The organism is Streptosporangium amethystogenes, from assembly GCF_000721075.1.
GTDB classification, from domain to species: Bacteria; Actinomycetota; Actinomycetes; order Streptosporangiales; family Streptosporangiaceae; genus Streptosporangium; species Streptosporangium amethystogenes.
Genome location: NZ_JOEQ01000005.1, coordinates 400,510 through 420,119, shown reverse-complemented (window position 1 = coordinate 420,119; position 19,610 = coordinate 400,510). Strand labels below are relative to the sequence as shown.

Sequence of the window (19,610 nt, the reverse complement as noted above, 5' to 3'; positions counted from 1 at the left end):
GATGTTCCGTCGCCGGTTCTCGGCGCCTCATCGGCACCGACCCGGCACGCGCTCACATATGGGGGTCACACGGCGGGCCCGTCCTCGTCCACGGGATCGCCCACCTGCCTGGTCAGCTGGGCCGCGTCGTCGCGGCCGCGGCGCGTGCCCACCTGGAAGGACGTCATGGCCGCGCGGATCATCTCCGGGGAGCGCTCGTCGGCGCCGTCGTCCGGAGGCACCGGCGCAGCCACCTCGTCCTCCTGCAGCGGGGCGGCGAGATGCGTCTGGGGAACACGCCTCGGGAGGCCGCCCGGCGTGTGACTGCTGTCGGGCGGGGGCAGCACGGGCGGCAGCGCCGCCCCCGGGCCCCCCGAACGTTCGGAAGCGGGCGCGTCCGGGGAGGCGGGGGGTCCGGGGTTCGTGAAGTCGGGCAGGCTCACAGGTGCTCCGGAGTCGGGCAGCTGCCTGAGTGCCGCGGGATCGGCGAAGCGGCCGGGGGCCGCGGGGTCGGCGAGATCCGTGGGAAGGTCCGGGTCGGCGAAGCGGCCGGGAGGCGCGGGTTCCCACATCTCGGGCCAGGCCCCCGAGACGGACTCACCGACGGGTTCTCCCTCGGCGGCGCCGGCCCGCGCGGGGCCACCGGCGACGCCCAGGGGATCGCCGGCCCGGCCGCGGACCGCGGCGACCGCGGAGGTGGTGCCGTTCATCTCGCCGGTGCTCGCCGGGCGCGCCTGCGGCACGCCGACGCCGACGGAGGCTTCCGGCTCCTCCTCGTTGATCAGGTCCTGCGGGATGAGGACGACGACGGTCGTGCCACCGTACGGGGACGTCTTGAAGGTCACCCGGATGTCGTGCCGTTCGGCCAGGCGGCTGACGACGTACAGGCCCAGCCTGGCGTTGCCGGAGAGCTTGAGCTCCGGGGGATTGGCGATCCGCTCGTTGGCGCTCGCGATGTCCGCGGCGCTCATGCCCAGTCCCCGGTCCTCGATCTCCAGCGCGTAGCCGTGGGCCACAAGTTGGCCGCCGACCTGGACCGTGGTGTAGGGCGGGGAGAAGGACGCCGCGTTCTCGACGAGCTCGGCGATCAGGTGGATCACGTCGCTCACGGCCCGGCCGTCCAGCGCCACCTCTCCCAGAGGCATCACGTCGACCCGGGTGTAGTCCTCGATCTCGGCGAGCGAGCCGCGGACCACGTCGATCATCGGGACCGCGTCGCGCCAGGCTCGGCCGGGCGCGGCGCCGGAGAGCACGAGGAGGTTCTCCGCGTAGCGCCGCATCCGGGTCGCCAGGTGGTCGAGCCGGAACAGGTCTCGCAGCTCCTGCGGGTCGTTCTCGCGCCGCTCCATGACGTCGAGCACGCTCAGCTGGCGGTGCACGAGCGACTGGGTGCGGCGGGCGAGGTTGCGCAGGATGTCGGCGATGTCGCGACGGAGCTGGGCCTGCTCCGCGGCGACCTTGATGGCGGTCTGCTGCACGGCGTTGAACGCCTGGCCGACCTGGCCGATCTGGTCGTCGCCGAACTTGAGGGGCGGCGCCTCGGCCGCGACGTCCACCACCTGCCCGTGGCCGATCCGCTCGACCACGGAGGGCAGCCGTTCGTTGGCGAGCTCCCAGGCGGCGGCCCGCAGCTTCTCCAGCTGCTGGACCAGTGCGCGGGCCGTGGTGATGGCCAGGACGACCGAGGCGATGACGGCCACCAGGCCCAGACCGCCGGCGAGCGCGAGCCGCACGATCACGCCGACTGCCACCGGTGTGGAACGCTCGACGAGCCCGTCGCCCGCCGCCAGGATCGCCTGCTGCATCCTGGCCAGGACGGGCTGGGCGGTGGAGGCCCACCGCGTGGCCTCCACGGGCTCGGGCAGGTTCACCGCCGTCCTCGCCTGGATGATCTGGTCTTCCGCGATCCGCATGCGGGTGTACAGCTCATCAGAGGCCAGCTCCTCGAAGGGGACGCGGTCGGCCTCCGGAAGCTCGTCGACGGCCTGCCGGAACAGGAAGCGCTGCACACCGACGATCTGTGTGAACGCGGCGCGTTCGACATCGGTGAAGCGGCCAGCGGCCAGGGCGCCTGCGGCCAGGGCGTCCTCCTGGGAGAGCGTCTCCAGCGCCCGGCTCAGGTCGATCAGCGTGCGGGTGTTGTTGGCGACCTCCTCGTCGTCCAGCGTCGCCATCGAGTCGTAGATGCGGTACAGGGAGGTGACGACTCCGGTGAACATCGCTGCCGCCCTGGTCCTGTCGACCCGTGCCGCGTCGATCGCCCTGCGATCGGCCGCGAGGCCGTCCAGGTCCTTGAGCGCGTCGGTGATGCGCTCGCCGAGTTCGGCGCTCCCGAGCGTGCGCACACCGTTGCTGCCGACGAGCTCACGGAACTCCGCGCCGGCCGCGTCCGTCTGCTTGCGCTGGGCGGAGAGCGCTTCGCGCAACCTGCGGCCGACGGCCGGATCTCCCAGGATGACCAGGGTGAGGCGCCGCTCGGCCTGCAGTTCGCCGAGGAGCTTCTCGCTTGGCTGGGCGACGTTGGAGTCGAGCGTGGTGACGCCCAGCATGTTCACCCCCTCACGCACCGTGACCCATGCGGTGAACGCCCAGAGCGCGGTCAGCGACACCAGCAGTGCCGTTACCTTGGCCCGCAATCGCCCGTTGCGCACGCGCATAGCATCCATCCCGATGAAAGTGAAATAAATTCGCGGTGCGTTTCACGGCGATCGGCGCGCGTGAATCACCGGACGCCACATCGCAGCCAACAACGCATATCGGCGGCATCCCGCACACACCCGGTGAACCCTAGCAATGTACCCAAATACACTCAAGGCGACGCCGGAACCCTGTGTTCATTTGTCCTTTTCCGGCCAGCTTTCCTCCGTTAAATCCTGATTACTTTCCGTCACAGCGTGGGGGCATCGGACCGTGCGGGGCGCCGGGCCGTGGAGGACAGTGCCTGGTGCACGAGATGGAGTGCGCCCAGCACCGCCGCCCGCACGATGGCGACCGGCAGGTAGAGGTCCTTGTCGTGCCAGAGCGGCGAGGCGTCGACGGATTCGCCCCTGTCGGTGACGGAGGCCAGCAGGTAGCGATGCCCCCGCTCCAGGGCCGCAGCGCGCGCGTCGTCGTGCCGTGTCAGGGGACCTGCGGCCAGCAGCAGGGTCTGCAACGCGTACGCGGTCTCCTCCGCGGTCCCCCCCCAGCGTCCCCAGGATCCGTCCTGGCACTGTGTGTCGAGCACCCAGCGCTCGGCCGCCCGCACCGCGACCGCCGACTCCTCCCCGCCGAAGTCCGCCAGGGCGATCGCACAGCAGGCCGTCGCGTAGTACGGCGAGGCGTGCCAGCGGTCCAGCCAGCTCCCGTCTGCTTCCTGCTGGTCTCGCAGCCAGGTCGACAGCTTGCGCACGGCCTCGGCATAGCGGGGGTCAGGGATGCCCGGACCGCGCCGAAGGTACTCGCCGAAGGCGTCCAGGACATGCGCGTTGACGGTCGGGGAGGCCCCCTCCTCCCCCTCCCAGGTGCAGAAGTGGGTGCCCGTCTCGTACGCCCACAACCCGGCGGGTTCGAGGGGGCTTCCCAGCAGGGCCAGCGCGTAGAAGGCGACGGAGGTCGTGTCAGCGTCCGGCGGCAGTCCCGGGCCGGCCGCGCTGCTGCCGGAGCCGAGCGCCTCGCGCAGGCTCGCCGTCAAGGAGGCGGGCACCACCGGGGTGACCCCGGCGCGTAGCAGCCAGCTCAGTGCCCATCCCCGCTCGAACACAGTGATCGGGGTGGCGCAGGGCACGGGACCACCGCTCCTGCCCACGACCTCCTCCAGGTAGCGCAGCACCGGATCGTCCGGCTCCGTGGCGCCCCGCGTCCCGAGCCATGCCACGGCCGCCGCCGGCGAGGCGCCGACGGCCGCGATCGGCTCCGGTGGGAGCGCGGTCGTCGGACCATCGTCTCCGGTGGCCTCCTCGGGCACGAACCGTGCCACGCCGACCGGGACGGGACTGACGCCCGCCGCTTCCGAGGCGACCTCGCCGATCACCTCCAGGGCGTGGACGAGCTTCTGGGGCACGGCGGCGCCCGAGGCGAGCCACTCACGGATCGCGGCCAGCTTCACCCCGTCCATGCCAGCGGGCGTCTCCAGTCTCTCGCCGCCCGGGAACAGGTGAGTGTTGATCATGGAGGTCAGGGTGGGCACGATGAGCTCGATCGCCGGCATGTCGGGCAGGGACGCTCGCGTCTCCTCACCCGACCAGCGCTCCAGCATCCGCAGTCCCCGCGCGGTGGCCTCGGCCAGGACGTGGGAACTCGGGCCGGGGAGCAGTTCGGCGTCCCGGGTGACGCCGCGTTCGATGCCTGCGGGACGTGCGGAGGCCCTGCGGCGCAGCTCGGCGAGGAGCGCCTCGGTCGCGCTCAGCGTGGGGACCAGGGCGTAGCCGCCTGGAGTGCCCCAGCCGCCGTCGGGGCGCTGGGAGTCGAGCAGGAAACGTACGCGGCCGGCATGGCCGGACAGCCACGGTGCCGCGCTCACCAGCCGCCCGGTCTCGTACACCGAGGCGGAAACCTGCCCCCAGGGGGCGGCCACGAGCCCGGCGACCAGGTCGCGCGCCTCGGCGGCCACGTCGACGCGCGCGGTCACCCGCTTCTGCTCGGGGCCGGGCGCGAGAAGCTCGGGGACGCTCACAGCGCTCCCCAGTAGTCGCCGACCCGGTAGAACCCCGCGCAGAAGTCCATCTGCCGCTCCAGGTAGCCGGCGATCTCCGGGTGCCCGGAGCGTAGGGGGGCGATCAGCTCCCGGCTCGTGGCCGCGAGTGCGGCGACGTGCCGCTCGACCTCGGGTCGGTCGACGCCGAGCAGCAGGGCGTTGAGGTCGCCCCAGTTCAGGTCGCGCTCGTAGGTGCCCAGGTCGTTGAGGAGCCGGATCACCCGCTGCACCGCCCGGCTCGCCTCCCGGATCGGCGCGAGGTCGGCTTTCGTGACCGGGCCGCCGGTATGGATCCAGTGCGAGGTGAAGGCGAAGGAGAAGCCCAGGTTGTCGGCGTTGCCGAGGTATTCCTCGAACGAAGGCCGGCCTCCCCCGCTCTTCCAGTGCCACTCGCGCAACATGGCGTCCAGCATGAGCCGCAGTTCCTCGTGCCAGACGGGCCCAAGCACCGGGAACACGGGGGAGGCGACGAGCTCGTCGCGGATGTCGGCCAGCATCCGCGTCAGGTCGTCGCCGGGAACCGGTGGCGCACCCTCGGCCGTGGCCAGGCTCCGCCGGGCGATGGCCTCGGCCTCGGCGTGCGAGGTGGCGACGTAGTCGACGAGCCAGTCCAGGCCGAAAGCCCACAGGCAGGCCTTATTGGCCATCCGCAGCCGCTCGGCGTCGAACCAGGGTCCGCTGAACGCCATGGCCAGCGAGAGCGTGCTGTAGAGGGCGGCGTCGAAAGGCTTGGCGGAGAACAGCTCGGGGTAGGTGGCGGCCCAACCGCGCATGTCCCGCTGGGACTGCCCCGCCACGGCGCAGACCATCCCGCTGCCGACGGCGTCGGGCGGACCGCCCTGACCACTGAAACCTTCGAGGCTCTGGAGAGCGGTCATCGTGTGCCTCCGGTGACGTGCCCGACCCGGACGACGTCCAGCTCGATGTCCTTCCGGGGCCGCAGCGAGGCGGCCGGGGCCGGGATGAAGGGCCCCTCGGTGCGGACTCTCATCCGGAAGCGACTGAGGATCGCCCCGAGCAGCAGGGGCGCCTCGACGTAGAAGAGGTGCTGGCCCAAGCACTGGTGCGGGCCACCCCCGAAGGGGAAGTAGGCGTACTTGTGCCGGCGCGGCTGCTCCTCGGGGGCGAACCGCTCCGGGTCGAACTCCAGCGGCCGGTCCCAGAACCTCTCCAGCCGGTGCGTGGCGTAGGGACTGATCAGCATCTGGGAACCCGCCTTGATCCGCACCCCGTCGACCTCGCCGTCCCGCATCGCCATCCGGGGGAAGATCCAGCCCGCCGGATAGAGGCGGAGGAGTTCCTGGAGGACCATCCGGGTGTAGCGCAGCTCGGCGACATGCCCGGGCTTCACGGGACCGGGACCGACCACCCGGTCGATCTCCTCATAGAGCCTGGCCGCCACCTCGGGGTGCGCGTCCAGCTGCGGCCAGAGCCAGGTCAGGGTCGTCGCGGTGGACTCCGACGCCGCCCCGTAGACGCTGACCAGGTCGTCGCGGATCTGCCGGTCACCGGCCCCTTCCGTGTCGTCGCCACGGAGCCCGCAGAGCGCGGAGATCACGTCGGAACCGTCGCCGGGCTCGGCCCGCGCCTTCCTGATCACCGGGAAGACCACGTCGTCGATCGTCTTGACCGCCTTCATGAAGGCCCGGTCGCCGGGTACCCGGACGGAGTAGGGCATGAACGGCATGAGCAGGCGGAAGGTGATCGAGCCGGCCGCGGTGTGGTAGGCGGGCGCGAGACGCTCGCCGTCCGCGCGGCTGATCTTGTCTCCGAACAGCACCTTCACCACGGCGTCGTTGACGATGCCGGCCATCTCCTCCGCGGCGTTGACCGGCTGTCCTTTTCCGGCGTACTCGTCGAGCTCATCCATCCGCGCGGTGATGGTCTCCGCCAGCCGGTCGGCGATCGAGGCGACGTAGCGCGTGGTGAAGAGGGGTTGCAGAGCCTTCCTGCTGGACTCCCATGGCCGGCCCTCTCCGAGGATGCTGGCGCCAAGCAGGCGTCGTAGGGGGCGCCAGAACATGCCCTCACGCTGGTAGTTCGTCCAGTCACCCTTCAGCACCTGCTGGACGTGCTCCGGATGCGTCACCAGGTAGGGACGGAACGGGCCGAGGCTCAACCGGACGAGTTCGCCACCCACCTGCCCGCCGATATCGGCCAGGGCGTTCACAGGGTCACGGGCGAAGTCCGGCAGGACGCGGTGGACGGGGATGGTCTTGACACGGCGGAGCGTCTGAGCGCTCGCGTCGATCGACATCGGTATGTTCTCCCACCTCGCGCCGCGTGAGCCAACGCAGCGTGAACGACCACCCGCGCCGGAACGCGCGGGCGGGGCGACGCGATCCGCGAACGGGCCATCGCGTCATGGCTGTGCTTGCGTACGAGAAAAGCCTGGAACCGGTCACCCCGGTAGCCCTCGCATGCCTTATCGCGCTCTCTCATACGGTGCATATCTAAAGCATTATTTATTGCAACGTTCATCACTGTTAGGGCGAATTATCACATGATCACCCCGGAACGATCAACCCATGCCGCGAAACACTTCGCCTTAGTACCGAAAAAATGTGCTATTAACACAAAAATCATCGACCACCCGCTTGACATAGTTAATATCGCGTGTGATGGTGACGGCCCGTGTTCGGCCCCCGGCCTCCGTCTGCCGCCCCCTGTCGCCTCCGCACTCGACCTCGCCAGGCGAACGGGGAGATGGGACGGTCCAACCGTCCGGCGGTGGGTGCGGAGTCAGGCTGCGGTTACGACGGCGCGAACGCGGGAGCACTCCGAAGACCGGCCCGCTCTCCCGGCCGTACACGCCGAGCGGATGCGGGCATGCGGGACGTCGGCGGGAGAACGGGCGGCGCCGGTCAGCGGGTGAAGGCGGCCAGCAGACGGTCGGCCGCGAGAGACGGGGTGAGGTCACCCGCCTGGACCTCGCGTTCCACCTCGGTGATGATCGCCGCGACCTCGGGGTGCTCGCGGAACCGGGTGAGCAGCCGGTCGGTGACCATGGCCCAGGTCCAGCGGACCTGCTGGCGGCGGCGGCGCTCGGCCAGCTCCCCCGAGGCCTCCAGCGCGTCGCGGTGCCTGACGACCTGCTGCCAGACCTCCTCCAGGCCGTTACCGGTCATCCCGCTACAGGTGAGCACCGGAGGCGTCCGCTCCGCGCCCAGCAGGCGGAGCGCTCCGGCGAGTTCCCTGGCGGCCTTGCGCGCGTCCAGTTCGTGGGAGCTGCCCTCGGCGCCGTCGGCCTTGTTGATCGCGATCACGTCGGCCAGCTCCAGCACGCCCTTCTTGATGCCCTGGAGCTGGTCGCCCGTCCTGGCCAGGGTGAGCAGCAGGAAGGTGTCGACCATGTCGGCGACGGTGGTCTCCGACTGGCCGACTCCGACGGTCTCCACCAGGACGACGTCGTACCCGGCCGCCTCCACCACGACCATCGCCTCACGGGTCGCCCTGGCCACCCCGCCCAGGGTGCCCGAGGTGGGCGAGGGGCGGATGAAGGCGGCCGGGTCGACCGCCAGGCGGGACATCCTGGTCTTGTCGCCCAGGACGCTCCCGCCGGTACGGGTCGAGGACGGGTCGACGGCGAGCACCGCCACCCGGTGACCCTCCCCGGTCAGCCGCGTGCCGAGCGCGTCGACGAACGTGGACTTGCCGACACCGGGCACGCCGGTGATGCCGACCCTGCGCGCCGCGCCGGCCAGCGGGGTCAGCTCGACCAGCAACCGCTGGGCCAGTTCCCTGTGGTCGGCCCTGGAGGACTCCACCAGTGTGATCGCCCGCGCGATCCACACCCTGGAGCCCTCCTTCACCCCCTGGACGTAGTCGTCAAGCGTTCGCGTCATGGCCCAGCCGGATGAGCAGGTCCGCCAGCAGCCCCTTGGCCGCGTCGGCGATGACGGTGCCGGGCGGGAAGATCGCGCTCGCGCCCGCGGCGCGCAGCTCGTCGAAGTCGCCCGGCGGGATGACCCCGCCGACCACGATCATGACGTCCTCCGCGCCCAGCTCGGCCAGCGCCTCACGCAGCGCGGGCACGAGTGTGAGGTGGCCGGCGGCCAGCGAGTTCACGCCGACCACGTGCACGTCCGCCTCGACCGCCTGCCGGGCGACCTCCTCGGGCGTCTGGAACAGCGGGCCGACGTCCACGTCGAAGCCGAGGTCGGCGAAGGCCGTGGCGATCACCTTCTGGCCCCGGTCGTGACCGTCCTGGCCCATCTTCGCCACCAGGATGCGGGGGCGGCGGCCCTCCAGCCGCTCGAACTCGGCGCACGCCTCGCGGACCGCGTCCACGCCGGATCCCACCTCCTCGCGATACACACCGGTGATCGTACGGATCTGTGCCGCATGCCGTCCGAACACCCGCTCCAGGGCATCGGAGATCTCCCCGACCGTGGCCATGGCACGGGCCGCCTCGATCGCCAGCGCGAGCAGGTTCCCGTCGCCCGCGGCCCCCTTGGTGAGTGCGGTCAGTGCCTCCTCCACCCGCCCGGGGTCGCGCTCGGCACGCAGGCGGCGCAGCTTGTCGAGCTGCTGGGCGCGTACGGAGGTGTTGTCGACCTTGAGCACCTCGATGGGCTCGTCGGCATCGGGCCGGTACCTGTTGACGCCGATGACCGGCTGACGCCCGGAGTCGATGCGCGCCTGGGTGCGGGCGGCGGCCTCCTCGATGCGGAGCTTGGGCAGCCCGGCGTCGATGGCCTTCGCCATGCCCCCGGCGGCCTCCACCTCCTCGATGTGGGCCCATGCCCTGGTCGCCAGCTCGTGGGTGAGCCGCTCGACGTAGTAGGAACCGCCCCAGGGGTCGATCACCCGGCAGGTGCCCGACTCCTGCTGGAGCAGCAGCTGGGTGTTGCGGGCGATCCGCGCGGAGAAGTCGCTGGGCAGGGCCAGTGCCTCGTCCAGCGCGTTGGTGTGCAACGACTGGGTATGGCCCTGGGTCGCGGCCATCGCCTCGACGCAGGTTCGGACGACGTTGTTGTAGACGTCCTGAGCGGTGAGCGACCAGCCGGAGGTCTGCGAGTGGGTCCGCAGCGAGAGCGACTTGGGGTTCTTGGCCCCGAACCCGGACACCAGCCGCGCCCAGAGCAGCCGGGCGGCCCGCAGCTTGGCGACCTCCATGAAGAAGTTCATGCCGATGCACCAGAAGAACGACAACCGCGGTGCGAACCTGTCGATGTCCATGCCCGCCTCGACACCCGCCCGCAGGTACTCCACCCCGTCGGCGAGGGTGTAGGCGAGCTCCAGGTCACAGGTGGCCCCGGCCTCCTGGATGTGGTACCCGGAGATCGAGATCGAGTTGAACTTCGGCATCCTCTCGCTGGTGTACGCGAAGATGTCGGAGATGATCCGCATCGAGGGGCCCGGCGGGTAGATGTAGGTGTTGCGGACCATGAACTCCTTGAGGATGTCGTTCTGGATGGTCCCGGCGAGCTGCTCGGGCGCCACCCCCTGCTCCTCGGCGGCCACGACGTAGAGCGCGAGCACCGGAAGCACCGCACCGTTCATGGTCATCGACACGCTCATCCTGTCCAGGGGGATCCCGTCGAACAGCTGCCGCATGTCGTAGATGGAGTCGATGGCCACGCCCGCCATACCGACGTCCCCGGCGACGCGCGGGTGGTCGGAGTCGTAGCCCCGGTGGGTCGCCAGGTCGAAGGCGACCGACAGTCCCTTCTGCCCGGCCGCCAGGTTACGCCGGTAGAAGGCGTTGGACTCGGCCGCGGTGGAGAAGCCGGCGTACTGCCGGATGGTCCACGGCTGGTTGACGTACATGGTCGGATACGGGCCGCGCAGATAGGGCGCGACGCCCGGATAGGTCTCCAGGAAGTCGAGACCGCCCAGGTCGGCGGCGGTGTAGAGCGGCTTGACGTCGATCCCCTCGGGCGTCTCCCATACCGGGCCACGAGGTCCGTCCCCCGCGGCGGGGCCGGGCACCGCCGGTCGCGCACCGAGTTCGATCTCGGAGAAGTCGGGAATCATCGAGCCACCCCCAGGTCGTCGAAGGTCGTCCGGAGCGCGCCGAGCGCGTCGCATCCGGTGTAGAGGTTGGCGTCCACGCCCTCGAACCCGCCCTTTCCCGCCAGCCAGATCCTGCGCGCCCCCGCACCCCTCAGCGCGGCGGCCACCGCCTCGGCGTGTTCGGCGTACAGCCGGTCGCTGGAGCACAGGCACGCGACCTCGGTGCCGGCCGCGGAGAACGCCGCGGCGATCTCCGCGGGGTCCGTCGCGGCGCCACCGGCCACGGTGGCGATGCCGCCCGCCTGGAACAGGTTGGCCGCGAACGACGCCCTGGCGGTGTGCGCGGCCACCGGGCCGATGGTCGCCAGGAAGACCTTCGGCCGGCTCGCCTGAGCGTCGGCCAGGTCGCGCAACGCCTCGAACTCCTGCGCGTAGTGCACCCCGGTGCTCCCGGCGGGCCGGGCCTGCCTGACCAGGGGCCGCTCGGCGAGGTCGGGGAACTCGCTGACGCCGGTGATCGGGTCGAGGCGCCTGGCGATGTCGGCCGAGCGCCGCTCCCAGGTGGCGGCGAGCCGTCCGGCGACGAGCGCGGAGCCTTCGGCCGCCCCGGCGCCCCCGGCGCGCTCGATCTCCTGGAACCACTCCCAGGCGCGCGCGGCCAGGTCCTCGGTGAGCCGCTCGACGTACCAGGAGCCGCCGGCCGGGTCGATCACCCGGGCCACACCGGCCTCCTCGACGAGCAGCGACTGGGTGTTGCGCGCGATACGGCGGGCGAAGGCGTCCGGCAGACCGAGTCGGGCGTCGAAGGGCTGGACGGTCACCGCGTCGGCCCCGCCGGTCCCGGCCGCGAAGCAGGCGAGCGTGGTGCGGAGCATGTTCACCCACGGATCGCGGGCGGTCATCATGGCCGAGCTGGTCACCGCGTGCTGCCGCTGTCCCCCGTCGGGGGCGCCGCACACCTCGGCGACACGCGCCCAGAGCCTGCGGGCGGCCCGGAGCTTGGCGATGGTGAGGAACTGGTCGGCGGTGGCCGCGTACCGGAACTCCAGCTGCCCGAACGCCTCGGGCACGGTCAGGCCGGCGCCGGTCAGGGTACGCAGCGCGGCGACTCCGGCGGCGAGGGAGCAACCGAGCTCCTCGGCGTCACCGCCTCCCGCGTCGTGATAGACGGTGGCGTCCACCGTGACGGCCCTGAGACCGGGGTGGTCCCGAACACAGCGGCGGGCCAGCTCGATCGCGGTCTCCGCGTCGGCGAGCGCGTCGGCTCCCAGGTTCCCCTTCAGCGTGCCGGCGTTCTCGCCCGCCAGTCCGAGGAGCGCCTCGGCTGCCTCGCGGGTCCGCTTGCCCGCGTCGAGCGTGACCGAGATCAGCTCCAGGTGGACCCGCTCCAGGGCTCGCGGCAGGTCCTCGGGGGCGAGGGTGAGCCACAGTGAGGTGACGCCGTTCTCCAGATCCGTGAGGATCGCCTCGGAATCGGGCACCTCGTGGCGCTGCCGCACCTCCCAGCCCCCCTCGGGGACGGAGCCCCTGATGTAGGGGGCGGATCCGGGAAGGCCGGGATCGCCGGGCAGATCGGACGCGTCGTAGAGTGGCGCGATCGTCACACCGTCATGGGTGATGGAGGCCAGCGCCTCCTCAGGGGAGCCGGTCTCGACCCCGGACTTGCGCAATACCCCGAGCGCCAGCTCCCGCCATCGCTCACGCGTGGTCGGTGGGAACTCGGCGGCCGGTCGGGGTTCCTCAGGCGACACCGTCATGCACCGGATACTAAAGGTTGCCTTTTTTCGAACTCTCCCCGGGCTCCGGACAAACCTCAGCAGGAGGGGCGTCGGAGGGAGTCGAAGGGGGATTCCCGGACCATGCCGAAGAATCCTTGCGCAGCAGCCTGAGATAGCCGTACGAGAAGGCGACCAGCACGTCGACCGCCTCCTCCAGGTCGGGGTAGCGCCCGTCGATGTGGCCGATCGCCATCGCGTTGGTCAGCGCGCCGATCCCGTCGGCGATCATCTCCAGGCGGCGCCTGTCGCTCTCCCGCTCGGTCGGGAAACCGAACGAGGCCAGGTCCGCGACCAGGTGTGCCCGGTAGGCGGCGGCGGTCTCGACGGCGAACTCCTGGAGCGGCGACGAGGGGTCGTGCCGGGCGCGCAGGCCGAGGCGGAAGAGCGCGGGATGCCTGCAGATGGCCTCCAGCGGTATCCGGAAGGCCTCGCGGTGGCGCTCCTTGTCGCCGGGGACCTCGCGGGCCCTGTGCCGCGCCTCGCGCATCGCCCCCCGCAGCCGCTCCCCCGCCTGTTCGCCGAGCGCCCGCAGCAACTCCTGCCTGTCTTTGAAGTGCACGTAGAAGCTGGACTGGGCGATTCCCGCCGCTTTTGAGACCTTGACGGTGGTCAGCCCCGCCTCACCCTCCTCGTCGAGGATCGCGAACGCGGCGCGGATGAGGCGACGCCTGGTCAGATCCTTGGCCTCGCTCCTGCTCAGGGGTGTGCTCGTCACTGCCGCCTCGCTTCCTGTTCACCGATAAGCCTACCGGCGAACTACCACTCACAACCGGTGCAAACAACCCCCTTCAGGGACTTGTGCGATTTTTCACCGATAGTACTATCGGTGAATCGCTCTCGGGGGGCCTACCTGGAGGAGATGCACGTGAAACGCCTGACGTTTTCCACGGCGTGGCTCGCCTCGCTGACACTGGCGCTGACACCGGTGCTGGCCGCCTGCAGCGGCGAGCGGCCCACCGCGCCCTCGGACAAGGCTCCGGCGGCGACCGGTGCCTCTCCGGTGCGGGGCGGGCGCCTGGTCTACGGCCTCAGTGCCGACGCGGCGGGCTTCAACCCGGTGACCGACCAGTTCGCGACCACGAGCTACAGCATGGCCGGAACGATCATCGAGACCCTGGTCGGCGTGGACGCCGACGGCGGCTGGCAGCCAGTCCTGGCCCGGTCGCTGACCCCCAACACCAACGCCGACGAGTGGACGATCAAGGTGCGTCCGGGGATCACCTTCTCCACCGGGGAGCCGCTGGACGGGCGGACGGTCAAGGCCAACCTGGACGCGCAGAAGGCGTCCCCGCTGACCAGCACCGCCCTCACCCCGGTCGACTCCTTCGAGCTGATCGACCCGATGACCGTGAAGGTGAAGCTGAAGGGCCCGTGGGTGGCCTATCCCTACCATCTCGCCACCCAGATCGGCATGATGGTTCCCCCCTCCGCGCTGGCCGACCCCAAGGCGGCCAGCCGCAAGCCGGTGGGAACCGGGCCCTTCCTCTTCAAGGAGTACACGCCCGGCAGCCGCATGGTCGTGACCAGGAACCCCGGCTACTGGCGCAAGGGTCTTCCCTACCTCGACGAGGTCGAGTTCCGCATCCTGCCCGACAGCCAGACCCGGGCGCAGACGCTGGAGGCCGGCGGGATCGACGCGATGGGCACCAGCCGCGACGACGACATCACCAAGTTCGGCGCGCTCAAGGACGCCTACACGATCAGACGGACCACCGGCATGGCGGTCCCCGAGTACATGTTCATGCTGAACACCGCCGCACCGCCCTTCGACGACCTCCGGCTGCGCCGGGCACTGGCCTACGCCACCGACCGCAAGGCGGTCATCTCCACACTGCGCGGCGGGCTGACCGAGGAGGCCGACGGCCCCTGGTCGAAGGACTCCAAGTGGTACGCCCCCGGCGGCGACTACCCCGCCTACGACCTGGCCAAGGCGAAGGCCCTGATCCGCGAGGTCGAGGCGGAGAAGGGCGAGATCACCTTCGAGGTGATCACACCGCCCGACCCCAACACCATGCAGGGCATCGAGCTGGCCCAGGACATGTGGCGCAAGGCGGGAGTGGAGGTGCGGATCAAGCAGGTCGACCAGGCGGACCTGGTGAACCGGGCCGTGACCGGTGACTTCCAGGCCACCGTGTGGACACAGTTCTCCATGCCCGACCCCGACGGCGAGTACGTCTGGATGCACCAGAACTACGCCATGCCCGTCGGGAGCATCTCGCTGAACTTCAGCCGGCTCAAGGATTCCAGGCTCAGCCAGGCCCTCGACAGTGGCCGGAGCAACCCCCAGGACGACATCCGCAAGGACGCCTACGCCACGGTCCAGCAGCGGCTGCGCGAACTCGTCCCGTACGTCTTCGTCGACCACCTCAACACCGGAGCGGTGATCGCGAAGACCAAGGTCCGCGGCGTCGGCGACTACCTCCTGCCCGACGGCGAGGCGGGGGTGCCGCTGACCGGGGCGCCCATCCCCTCCCATCCGTTCTCGCAGATCTGGGTCGGCAACCCGTGATCCTGCTCCGGCTGGTCCGCCTGCTGGTCGTGCTGCTCGTCGTCACCTTCCTGTCGTACGTGCTGCTCAACCTGCTCCCCGGCGACCCGACCACGCAGATCCTGGGCCTGTCGGCGAGTGAGGAGGCCCGCGCGCAGTTGCGCGCGGAGCTCAGCCTCGACCAGCCGCTGACGGTCAGGTACCTGGGCTGGCTCGGCGGCCTGGTCACCGGGGATCTGGGAACCTCCTACATCACCAGCGTCCCGGTCGCCGAGGCTCTCGCCGAGCGGCTGCCCGTCACGCTGGAACTGCTGGTGGCCGCGCAGCTGATCGCGCTCGGCCTCGCCGTGCCCGTCGGGGTCGCGGCGGCCCGCCGGGCGGGGCGGACGCTGGACCAGGTGCTCACCACGCTGAGCTTCGGCCTGCTGTCGACACCGGTGTTCGTGCTGGGCGTGGTGCTGATCCTGATCTTCGCCGTCAAGCTCCAGGTGCTCCCCGCCACCGGCTGGACCCCGATCTCCCTCGACCTGGGCTGGAACCTGACCTCGGTGCTGCTGCCCGCCGTCACCCTCGGCTGCGGGCAGATGGCCGTCTACGCGCGGTTGCTGCGCACCGATCTCATCGCCACCCTCCAGGAGGACTACATCACCCTGGCCCGCGCCCGGGGCCTGTCGCCCCGGCGCATCCTGTGGCGGCACGCGCTGCGGCCGTCCGCGATATCACTGGTCACCGCCGTCGGCCTCAACCTCGGGGCGCTCATCGGCGGAACGGTGATCATCGAGACGCTCTTCGGGCTGCCCGGGGTCGGACGGCTCATCGTCGACTCCATCTTCTCCCGCGACTACCTGACAGTGCAGGGAGGCGTCGTGCTGATCTCGGTCGGCTACGTGCTGGTCAACTTCGCCGTCGACCTGGTCTACGCGGCCGTCGACCCCAGGATCCGGCATGCCTAGGCGGCTGGGGTGGGGGTTCTGGATCTCGGCCGCCTGGATCGCCCTGGTGCTCGGTGCCGCCCTCGCCGCCGACCTGCTGCCCCTGCCGCGCTACGACGAGACCCTGGTGGGGCCGCCCCAGGCCGGGCCGAGCCTCGCGCACCCGTTCGGCACCGACGGCCTCGGCCGCGACGTGCTCAGCAGGGTCGTGTACGGCGCGCGGGTCTCGCTCGGCGTCGGCGTCGGGGCGGTGCTGCTCGGCCTGCTGGTCGGCGCGCCGCTCGGTGTCCTGGCCGGATACCGCGGGCGGGCGACGGACTCGGTGATCATGGCCTTCAACGACATCGCGCTCGCCTTCCCCTCGCTGGTGTTCGCGCTGGCCGTGGTCGCCTTCGCCGGGGCGAGCCTGACCAACGTGCTGATCGTGCTGGGCGTGCTGGGCGTACCCGCCTGGACCCGGCTGATCCGCGGCGCCACCCTGTCGTTCGCCGGCCGGGAGTTCGTGATCGCGGCCCGTGCCCTGGGCGCGCGGGATCGGCGGATCCTCCTGCGGGAGATCACCCCCAACGTGGCCGTACCGGCCGCCTCCTACGCCTTCATCGGCATGGCGATCGCCGTGGTGGCCGAGGGCAGCCTCGCCTTCCTCGGGCTGTCGGTCCAGGCGCCCACCCCGACCTGGGGAGGGCTGATCAACGAGGGCCGCGCGGTGATGGACAACGCCCCGTTCGTCGTGCTCGCCCCCTCGCTCGTCATGTTCCTGACCGTGCTGTCGTTCAACGTCGTCGGCGACCGGCTCCGGGCACTGACCGACGTACGGCAGAGCGGTCTGGAACCCGGGCGGCGCGCCCCCGCGCTCGCGCCCGCCGCCGGGAGCCGCACCACCGTAGTGGAGCGGGCAGGGGACGCGCTGCTCCAGGTCCGCGACCTGCGCACCCACTTCGTGACCGGGCGCGGTGTGGTCAGGGCGGTCGACGGCGTCTCCTTCACCCTGGAACGTGGCCGCACACTCGCCGTGGTGGGCGAGTCGGGCTCCGGCAAGACCGTGCTGATCCGCTCGGTGCTCGGCCTGCTGCCCGGCGCGGGCGTGCTGCGCGACGGAGAGGTCCTGCTGGAGGGCCGCGACCTCACCACCCTGCCTCCGAAGGAGTTGCGCGGGGTGCTCGGCACCCGGCTGGCTACGGTCTTCCAGGACCCGATGACGGCGCTCAACCCGGTCAGGACCGTGGGCACCCAGGTGATGGAACCGCTCAGGGTACATCTGGGCATGAAACGGAGGCAGGCGCGCGCCGCAGCCGCCGAACTGCTCTCCTCGGTCGGCATCCCCGAGCCCGCGCGGGTGCTGCGCCGCTACCCGCACCAGCTCTCCGGCGGCATGCGGCAACGAGTGACGATCGCGATGGCGCTGTCCTGCGGCCCCGACGTGCTGTTCGCCGACGAACCGACCACAGCGCTCGACGTCACCATCCAGGACCAGGTGCTGCGGCTGATCCACCGCCAACGCCAGGAACACGACATGGCCATGGTGCTGGTCAGCCACGACCTGGCCGTGGTGGCGCAGTGGGCCGACGAGGTCCTCGTCATGTACGCGGGCAGGGTGGTCGAGCGCGGGCCCGCGGAGGCGCTGTTCGAGCGCACCCGCATGCCGTACACCGAGGCGCTGCTGCGGGCCGTCCCGCGGCTCGCCGACCCCGCCCACCAGCCGCTCCGGCTCCTCGGCGGCCGCCCGCCGGACCTGGCGAACCCTCCCTCCGGGTGCGCGTTCAGCCCTCGCTGCCCGTACGCGCGGGAACGGTGCGGGACCGAGGCGCCTCCACTGGCCGAGGCGGAGACCCCGGGCCACCTGTACGCCTGCTGGTATCCGGAGCTGGTGGGCCGGGAGCGTGAAATCGACCGCGAGATCGACACCGAAGGGGTGGACACCCGTGGCAGGTAGCGGAAGCGCTCATCTCCGTGCCCCCGAGGAGGTGCTGCTCCGGGTCGAGGACCTGGTCGTGGAGTTCCCCGCCGGCCGCGGCCGCCGCGTTCACGCGGTCTCCGGGGTGAGCTTCGACGTGGCCAGAGGGGAGACGCTGGGCATCGTGGGCGAATCGGGCTGCGGGAAGTCCACCGCCGCGCGGGCGTTGATGCAGCTTCCCGCACCGCTGGGCGGCTCGATCCGACTGGACGGCGTGGAACTCACCGGCCTGCGCGGCGAGACGCTGCGCAGGACCCGCAGGCGACTTCAAATGATCTTCCAGGACCCGATCTCGTCACTCAACCCCCGGCGGCGGGTCCGCGACATCGTCGCGGAGGGACCACGCGTCTGGGGGACGGGGGAGGATCGGGTCGACGAGATGCTGGAGGCGGTGGGCCTGGACCCGGCCACCGCCTCGGACCGGCGCCCGCACGAGTTCTCCGGCGGGCAGTGCCAGCGGATCTCCATCGCGCGGGCGCTGGTGCTCGACCCGGAGGTGGTGATCTGCGACGAGCCGGTCTCCGCGCTGGACGTGTCGGTGCAGGCCCAGATCCTGAGCCTGCTGGAGGAGCTCAAGAAGCGCTACGGGCTGACGCTGGTGTTCATCGCCCACGACCTGGCGGTGGTCAAGAACATCAGCGACCGCGTCCTGGTGATGTACCTGGGCAAGACCTGCGAGCTGGCCTCGGGCGACACCCTGGTCAGGCGGCCCGCCCACCCCTACACACGGGCGCTGCTCGCCTCCGTCCCCCGGAGCGGCCTGGATCTGCCCCCGGCGGACCGGCTGATCAGCGGGGAGCCCCCGTCCCCGGTGACGCCGCCCAGCGGGTGCCGCTTCCGGACCCGTTGCCCGGCGGCGGCGCCCAGGTGCGCCGCGGAGGAACCGCTCATGCGGCGGATCGGTCCCGACCAGTGGGTGGCCTGTCACCATCCGCAGGCCCCCACGCAACAGGGGCCGCCGGTCAGCTGACGGGTTCCTGCCAGGCCGCGTCCCAGGTGGCGCGGTCGACGACGCCGGTGACGGGCAGCCCCTTCTCCTTCTGGAACTTCGTGCAGACATCGCCGGAGGCGGGGCCGTACAGACCGTCGACGTCGATGTTCCAGCCTCGGTCGCGCATCCGCCGCTGCCAGGTGCGGACGTCCTCACCCTTCATGACCGGCGGCTGCTTGAGTGTGCGGCCGGGGAAGGAGGGGTGCGGCTCCGGCGGGTTGGTGGTCCCTCCGCCGGGACGGGGGGCACCCTGCTTGACCCACGTGTACAGGGGCTCGCCGGGGCAGCTGGTCGAGTAGCCGTCGCGATGGCCCTTGATCTCCTTGCCCGCCCCACCCTTGTCCCTGAGGTATTCGATGGCGTCGAGGATGCCGTGCAGGATGCCGTCGGTCGGCTTGGTGAGCCCCGACGAGCCGACCAGGCCGAGCACCGCGTAATGACCGCTGTTGAGACCGGCGCCGTTGGCGGCCGGCACGTGATTCGGGCCCCGGCCCTCGAAGACCTTCCGATGCGGACAGACCAGCATGGAGTACCCCACGTCAATCCAGCCGTTACCGTCCATGTGGTGGTTCTGGATGGCCTTCACCATGGCGACACACTTGGCGTGGTCGTTCACGATGTCCGGGCTGACCTGGCCTCCCGTGTAGTGGACCTTCACTCCCCTGGTGGAGCTGAGCCTGCTGTAGGAACCGCGCGGCTGGCGAGCGCCCCACTCGCGGCGAGTAACAAGATCGATGGCCACGGAACGTCTCCACTGTCTGGGGGATACTGCCCTACCGGAGCGTAATGGTTGACATGACACCGTATGCCGCTGTTAATCAACTGATCTTCCATCACATCGTGACATGGGAACAC

General features: G+C 70.9%; 13 protein-coding genes. 4 read left to right on the top strand and 9 right to left on the bottom strand.

All coding sequences use genetic code 11. The annotated features are described in order from the left end of the window. Nucleotides 1–65: 65 nt before the first annotated feature. The 8 genes from IG98_RS0109760 to IG98_RS46740 form a co-directional block, all read right to left on the bottom strand. Nucleotides 66–2,645 carry a sensor histidine kinase gene (locus IG98_RS0109760; protein ID WP_245651468.1) on the bottom strand — a complete coding sequence of 860 codons (2,580 nt, stop codon included), beginning with the start codon at nt 2,643–2,645 and terminating at the stop codon, nt 66–68. Nucleotides 2,646–2,866: 221 nt separating this feature from the next. After that, nucleotides 2,867–4,633 carry a prenyltransferase/squalene oxidase repeat-containing protein gene (locus IG98_RS44675; RefSeq protein ID WP_157594256.1) on the bottom strand — a complete coding sequence of 589 codons (1,767 nt, stop codon included), beginning with the start codon at nt 4,631–4,633 and terminating at the stop codon, nt 2,867–2,869. After that, the gene (locus tag IG98_RS44670) at nt 4,630–5,532 is read right to left on the bottom strand and encodes a terpene synthase family protein (RefSeq protein WP_157594255.1); all 903 of its coding nucleotides are present in this window, start codon (nt 5,530–5,532) and stop codon (nt 4,630–4,632) included. Before IG98_RS44670 ends, IG98_RS44675 begins: the two co-directional genes overlap by 4 nt. Then, nucleotides 5,529–6,911 (bottom strand): cytochrome P450, encoded by a 1,383-nt coding sequence (locus IG98_RS0109750; protein ID WP_051751932.1) that lies wholly within the window; start codon nt 6,909–6,911, stop codon nt 5,529–5,531. The genes IG98_RS44670 and IG98_RS0109750 overlap by 4 nt, the downstream gene beginning before the upstream one ends. A 607-nt stretch (nt 6,912–7,518) precedes the next feature. Continuing rightward, nucleotides 7,519–8,499 (bottom strand): methylmalonyl Co-A mutase-associated GTPase MeaB, encoded by a 981-nt coding sequence (gene meaB, locus IG98_RS0109745; RefSeq protein ID WP_030908730.1) that lies wholly within the window; start codon nt 8,497–8,499, stop codon nt 7,519–7,521. Beyond that, nucleotides 8,483–10,633 (bottom strand): methylmalonyl-CoA mutase, encoded by a 2,151-nt coding sequence (gene scpA / locus IG98_RS0109740; protein WP_030908728.1) that lies wholly within the window; start codon nt 10,631–10,633, stop codon nt 8,483–8,485. Before scpA ends, meaB begins: the two co-directional genes overlap by 17 nt. Further along, complete coding sequence (locus IG98_RS0109735) at nt 10,630–12,369, bottom strand: methylmalonyl-CoA mutase family protein (RefSeq protein WP_030908726.1); 1,740 nt, start codon at nt 12,367–12,369, stop codon at nt 10,630–10,632. Before IG98_RS0109735 ends, scpA begins: the two co-directional genes overlap by 4 nt. A gap of 10 nt (nt 12,370–12,379) precedes the next feature. Continuing rightward, a complete protein-coding gene (locus IG98_RS46740) occupies nt 12,380–13,105 on the bottom strand; it encodes a TetR family transcriptional regulator (protein WP_051751931.1) in 726 nt (241 codons plus the stop codon). 111 nt (nt 13,106–13,216) lie between these two features. On the opposite strand from IG98_RS46740, the gene IG98_RS0109725 reads away from it, so the two are divergent. Genes IG98_RS0109725 through IG98_RS0109710 form a run of 4 tightly spaced genes read left to right on the top strand, consistent with a single transcriptional unit; the run spans nt 13,217 to nt 18,734 of the window. After that, on the top strand, nt 13,217–14,899 hold the full coding sequence (locus IG98_RS0109725; RefSeq protein WP_157594254.1) for an ABC transporter substrate-binding protein: 1,683 nt from the start codon (nt 13,217–13,219) through the stop codon (nt 14,897–14,899). Beyond that, nucleotides 14,896–15,831, top strand: coding sequence for an ABC transporter permease (locus tag IG98_RS0109720; RefSeq protein ID WP_084195233.1), 936 nt, complete (start codon nt 14,896–14,898; stop codon nt 15,829–15,831). The genes IG98_RS0109725 and IG98_RS0109720 overlap by 4 nt, the downstream gene beginning before the upstream one ends. Continuing rightward, nucleotides 15,824–17,743 (top strand): dipeptide/oligopeptide/nickel ABC transporter permease/ATP-binding protein, encoded by a 1,920-nt coding sequence (locus IG98_RS53225; protein ID WP_051751930.1) that lies wholly within the window; start codon nt 15,824–15,826, stop codon nt 17,741–17,743. Before IG98_RS0109720 ends, IG98_RS53225 begins: the two co-directional genes overlap by 8 nt. Next, nucleotides 17,733–18,734 (top strand): ABC transporter ATP-binding protein, encoded by a 1,002-nt coding sequence (locus tag IG98_RS0109710; RefSeq protein ID WP_037969771.1) that lies wholly within the window; start codon nt 17,733–17,735, stop codon nt 18,732–18,734. The genes IG98_RS53225 and IG98_RS0109710 overlap by 11 nt, the downstream gene beginning before the upstream one ends. Here IG98_RS0109710 and IG98_RS0109705 read toward each other — a convergent pair. Continuing rightward, nucleotides 18,727–19,497: a peptidoglycan recognition protein family protein gene (locus IG98_RS0109705; RefSeq protein ID WP_030908715.1), complete on the bottom strand. Its 771-nt coding sequence runs from the start codon at nt 19,495–19,497 to the stop codon at nt 18,727–18,729. The two genes, IG98_RS0109710 and IG98_RS0109705, sit on opposite strands and share 8 nt — an antisense overlap. Between the last annotated feature and the right edge of the window lie 113 nt (nt 19,498–19,610).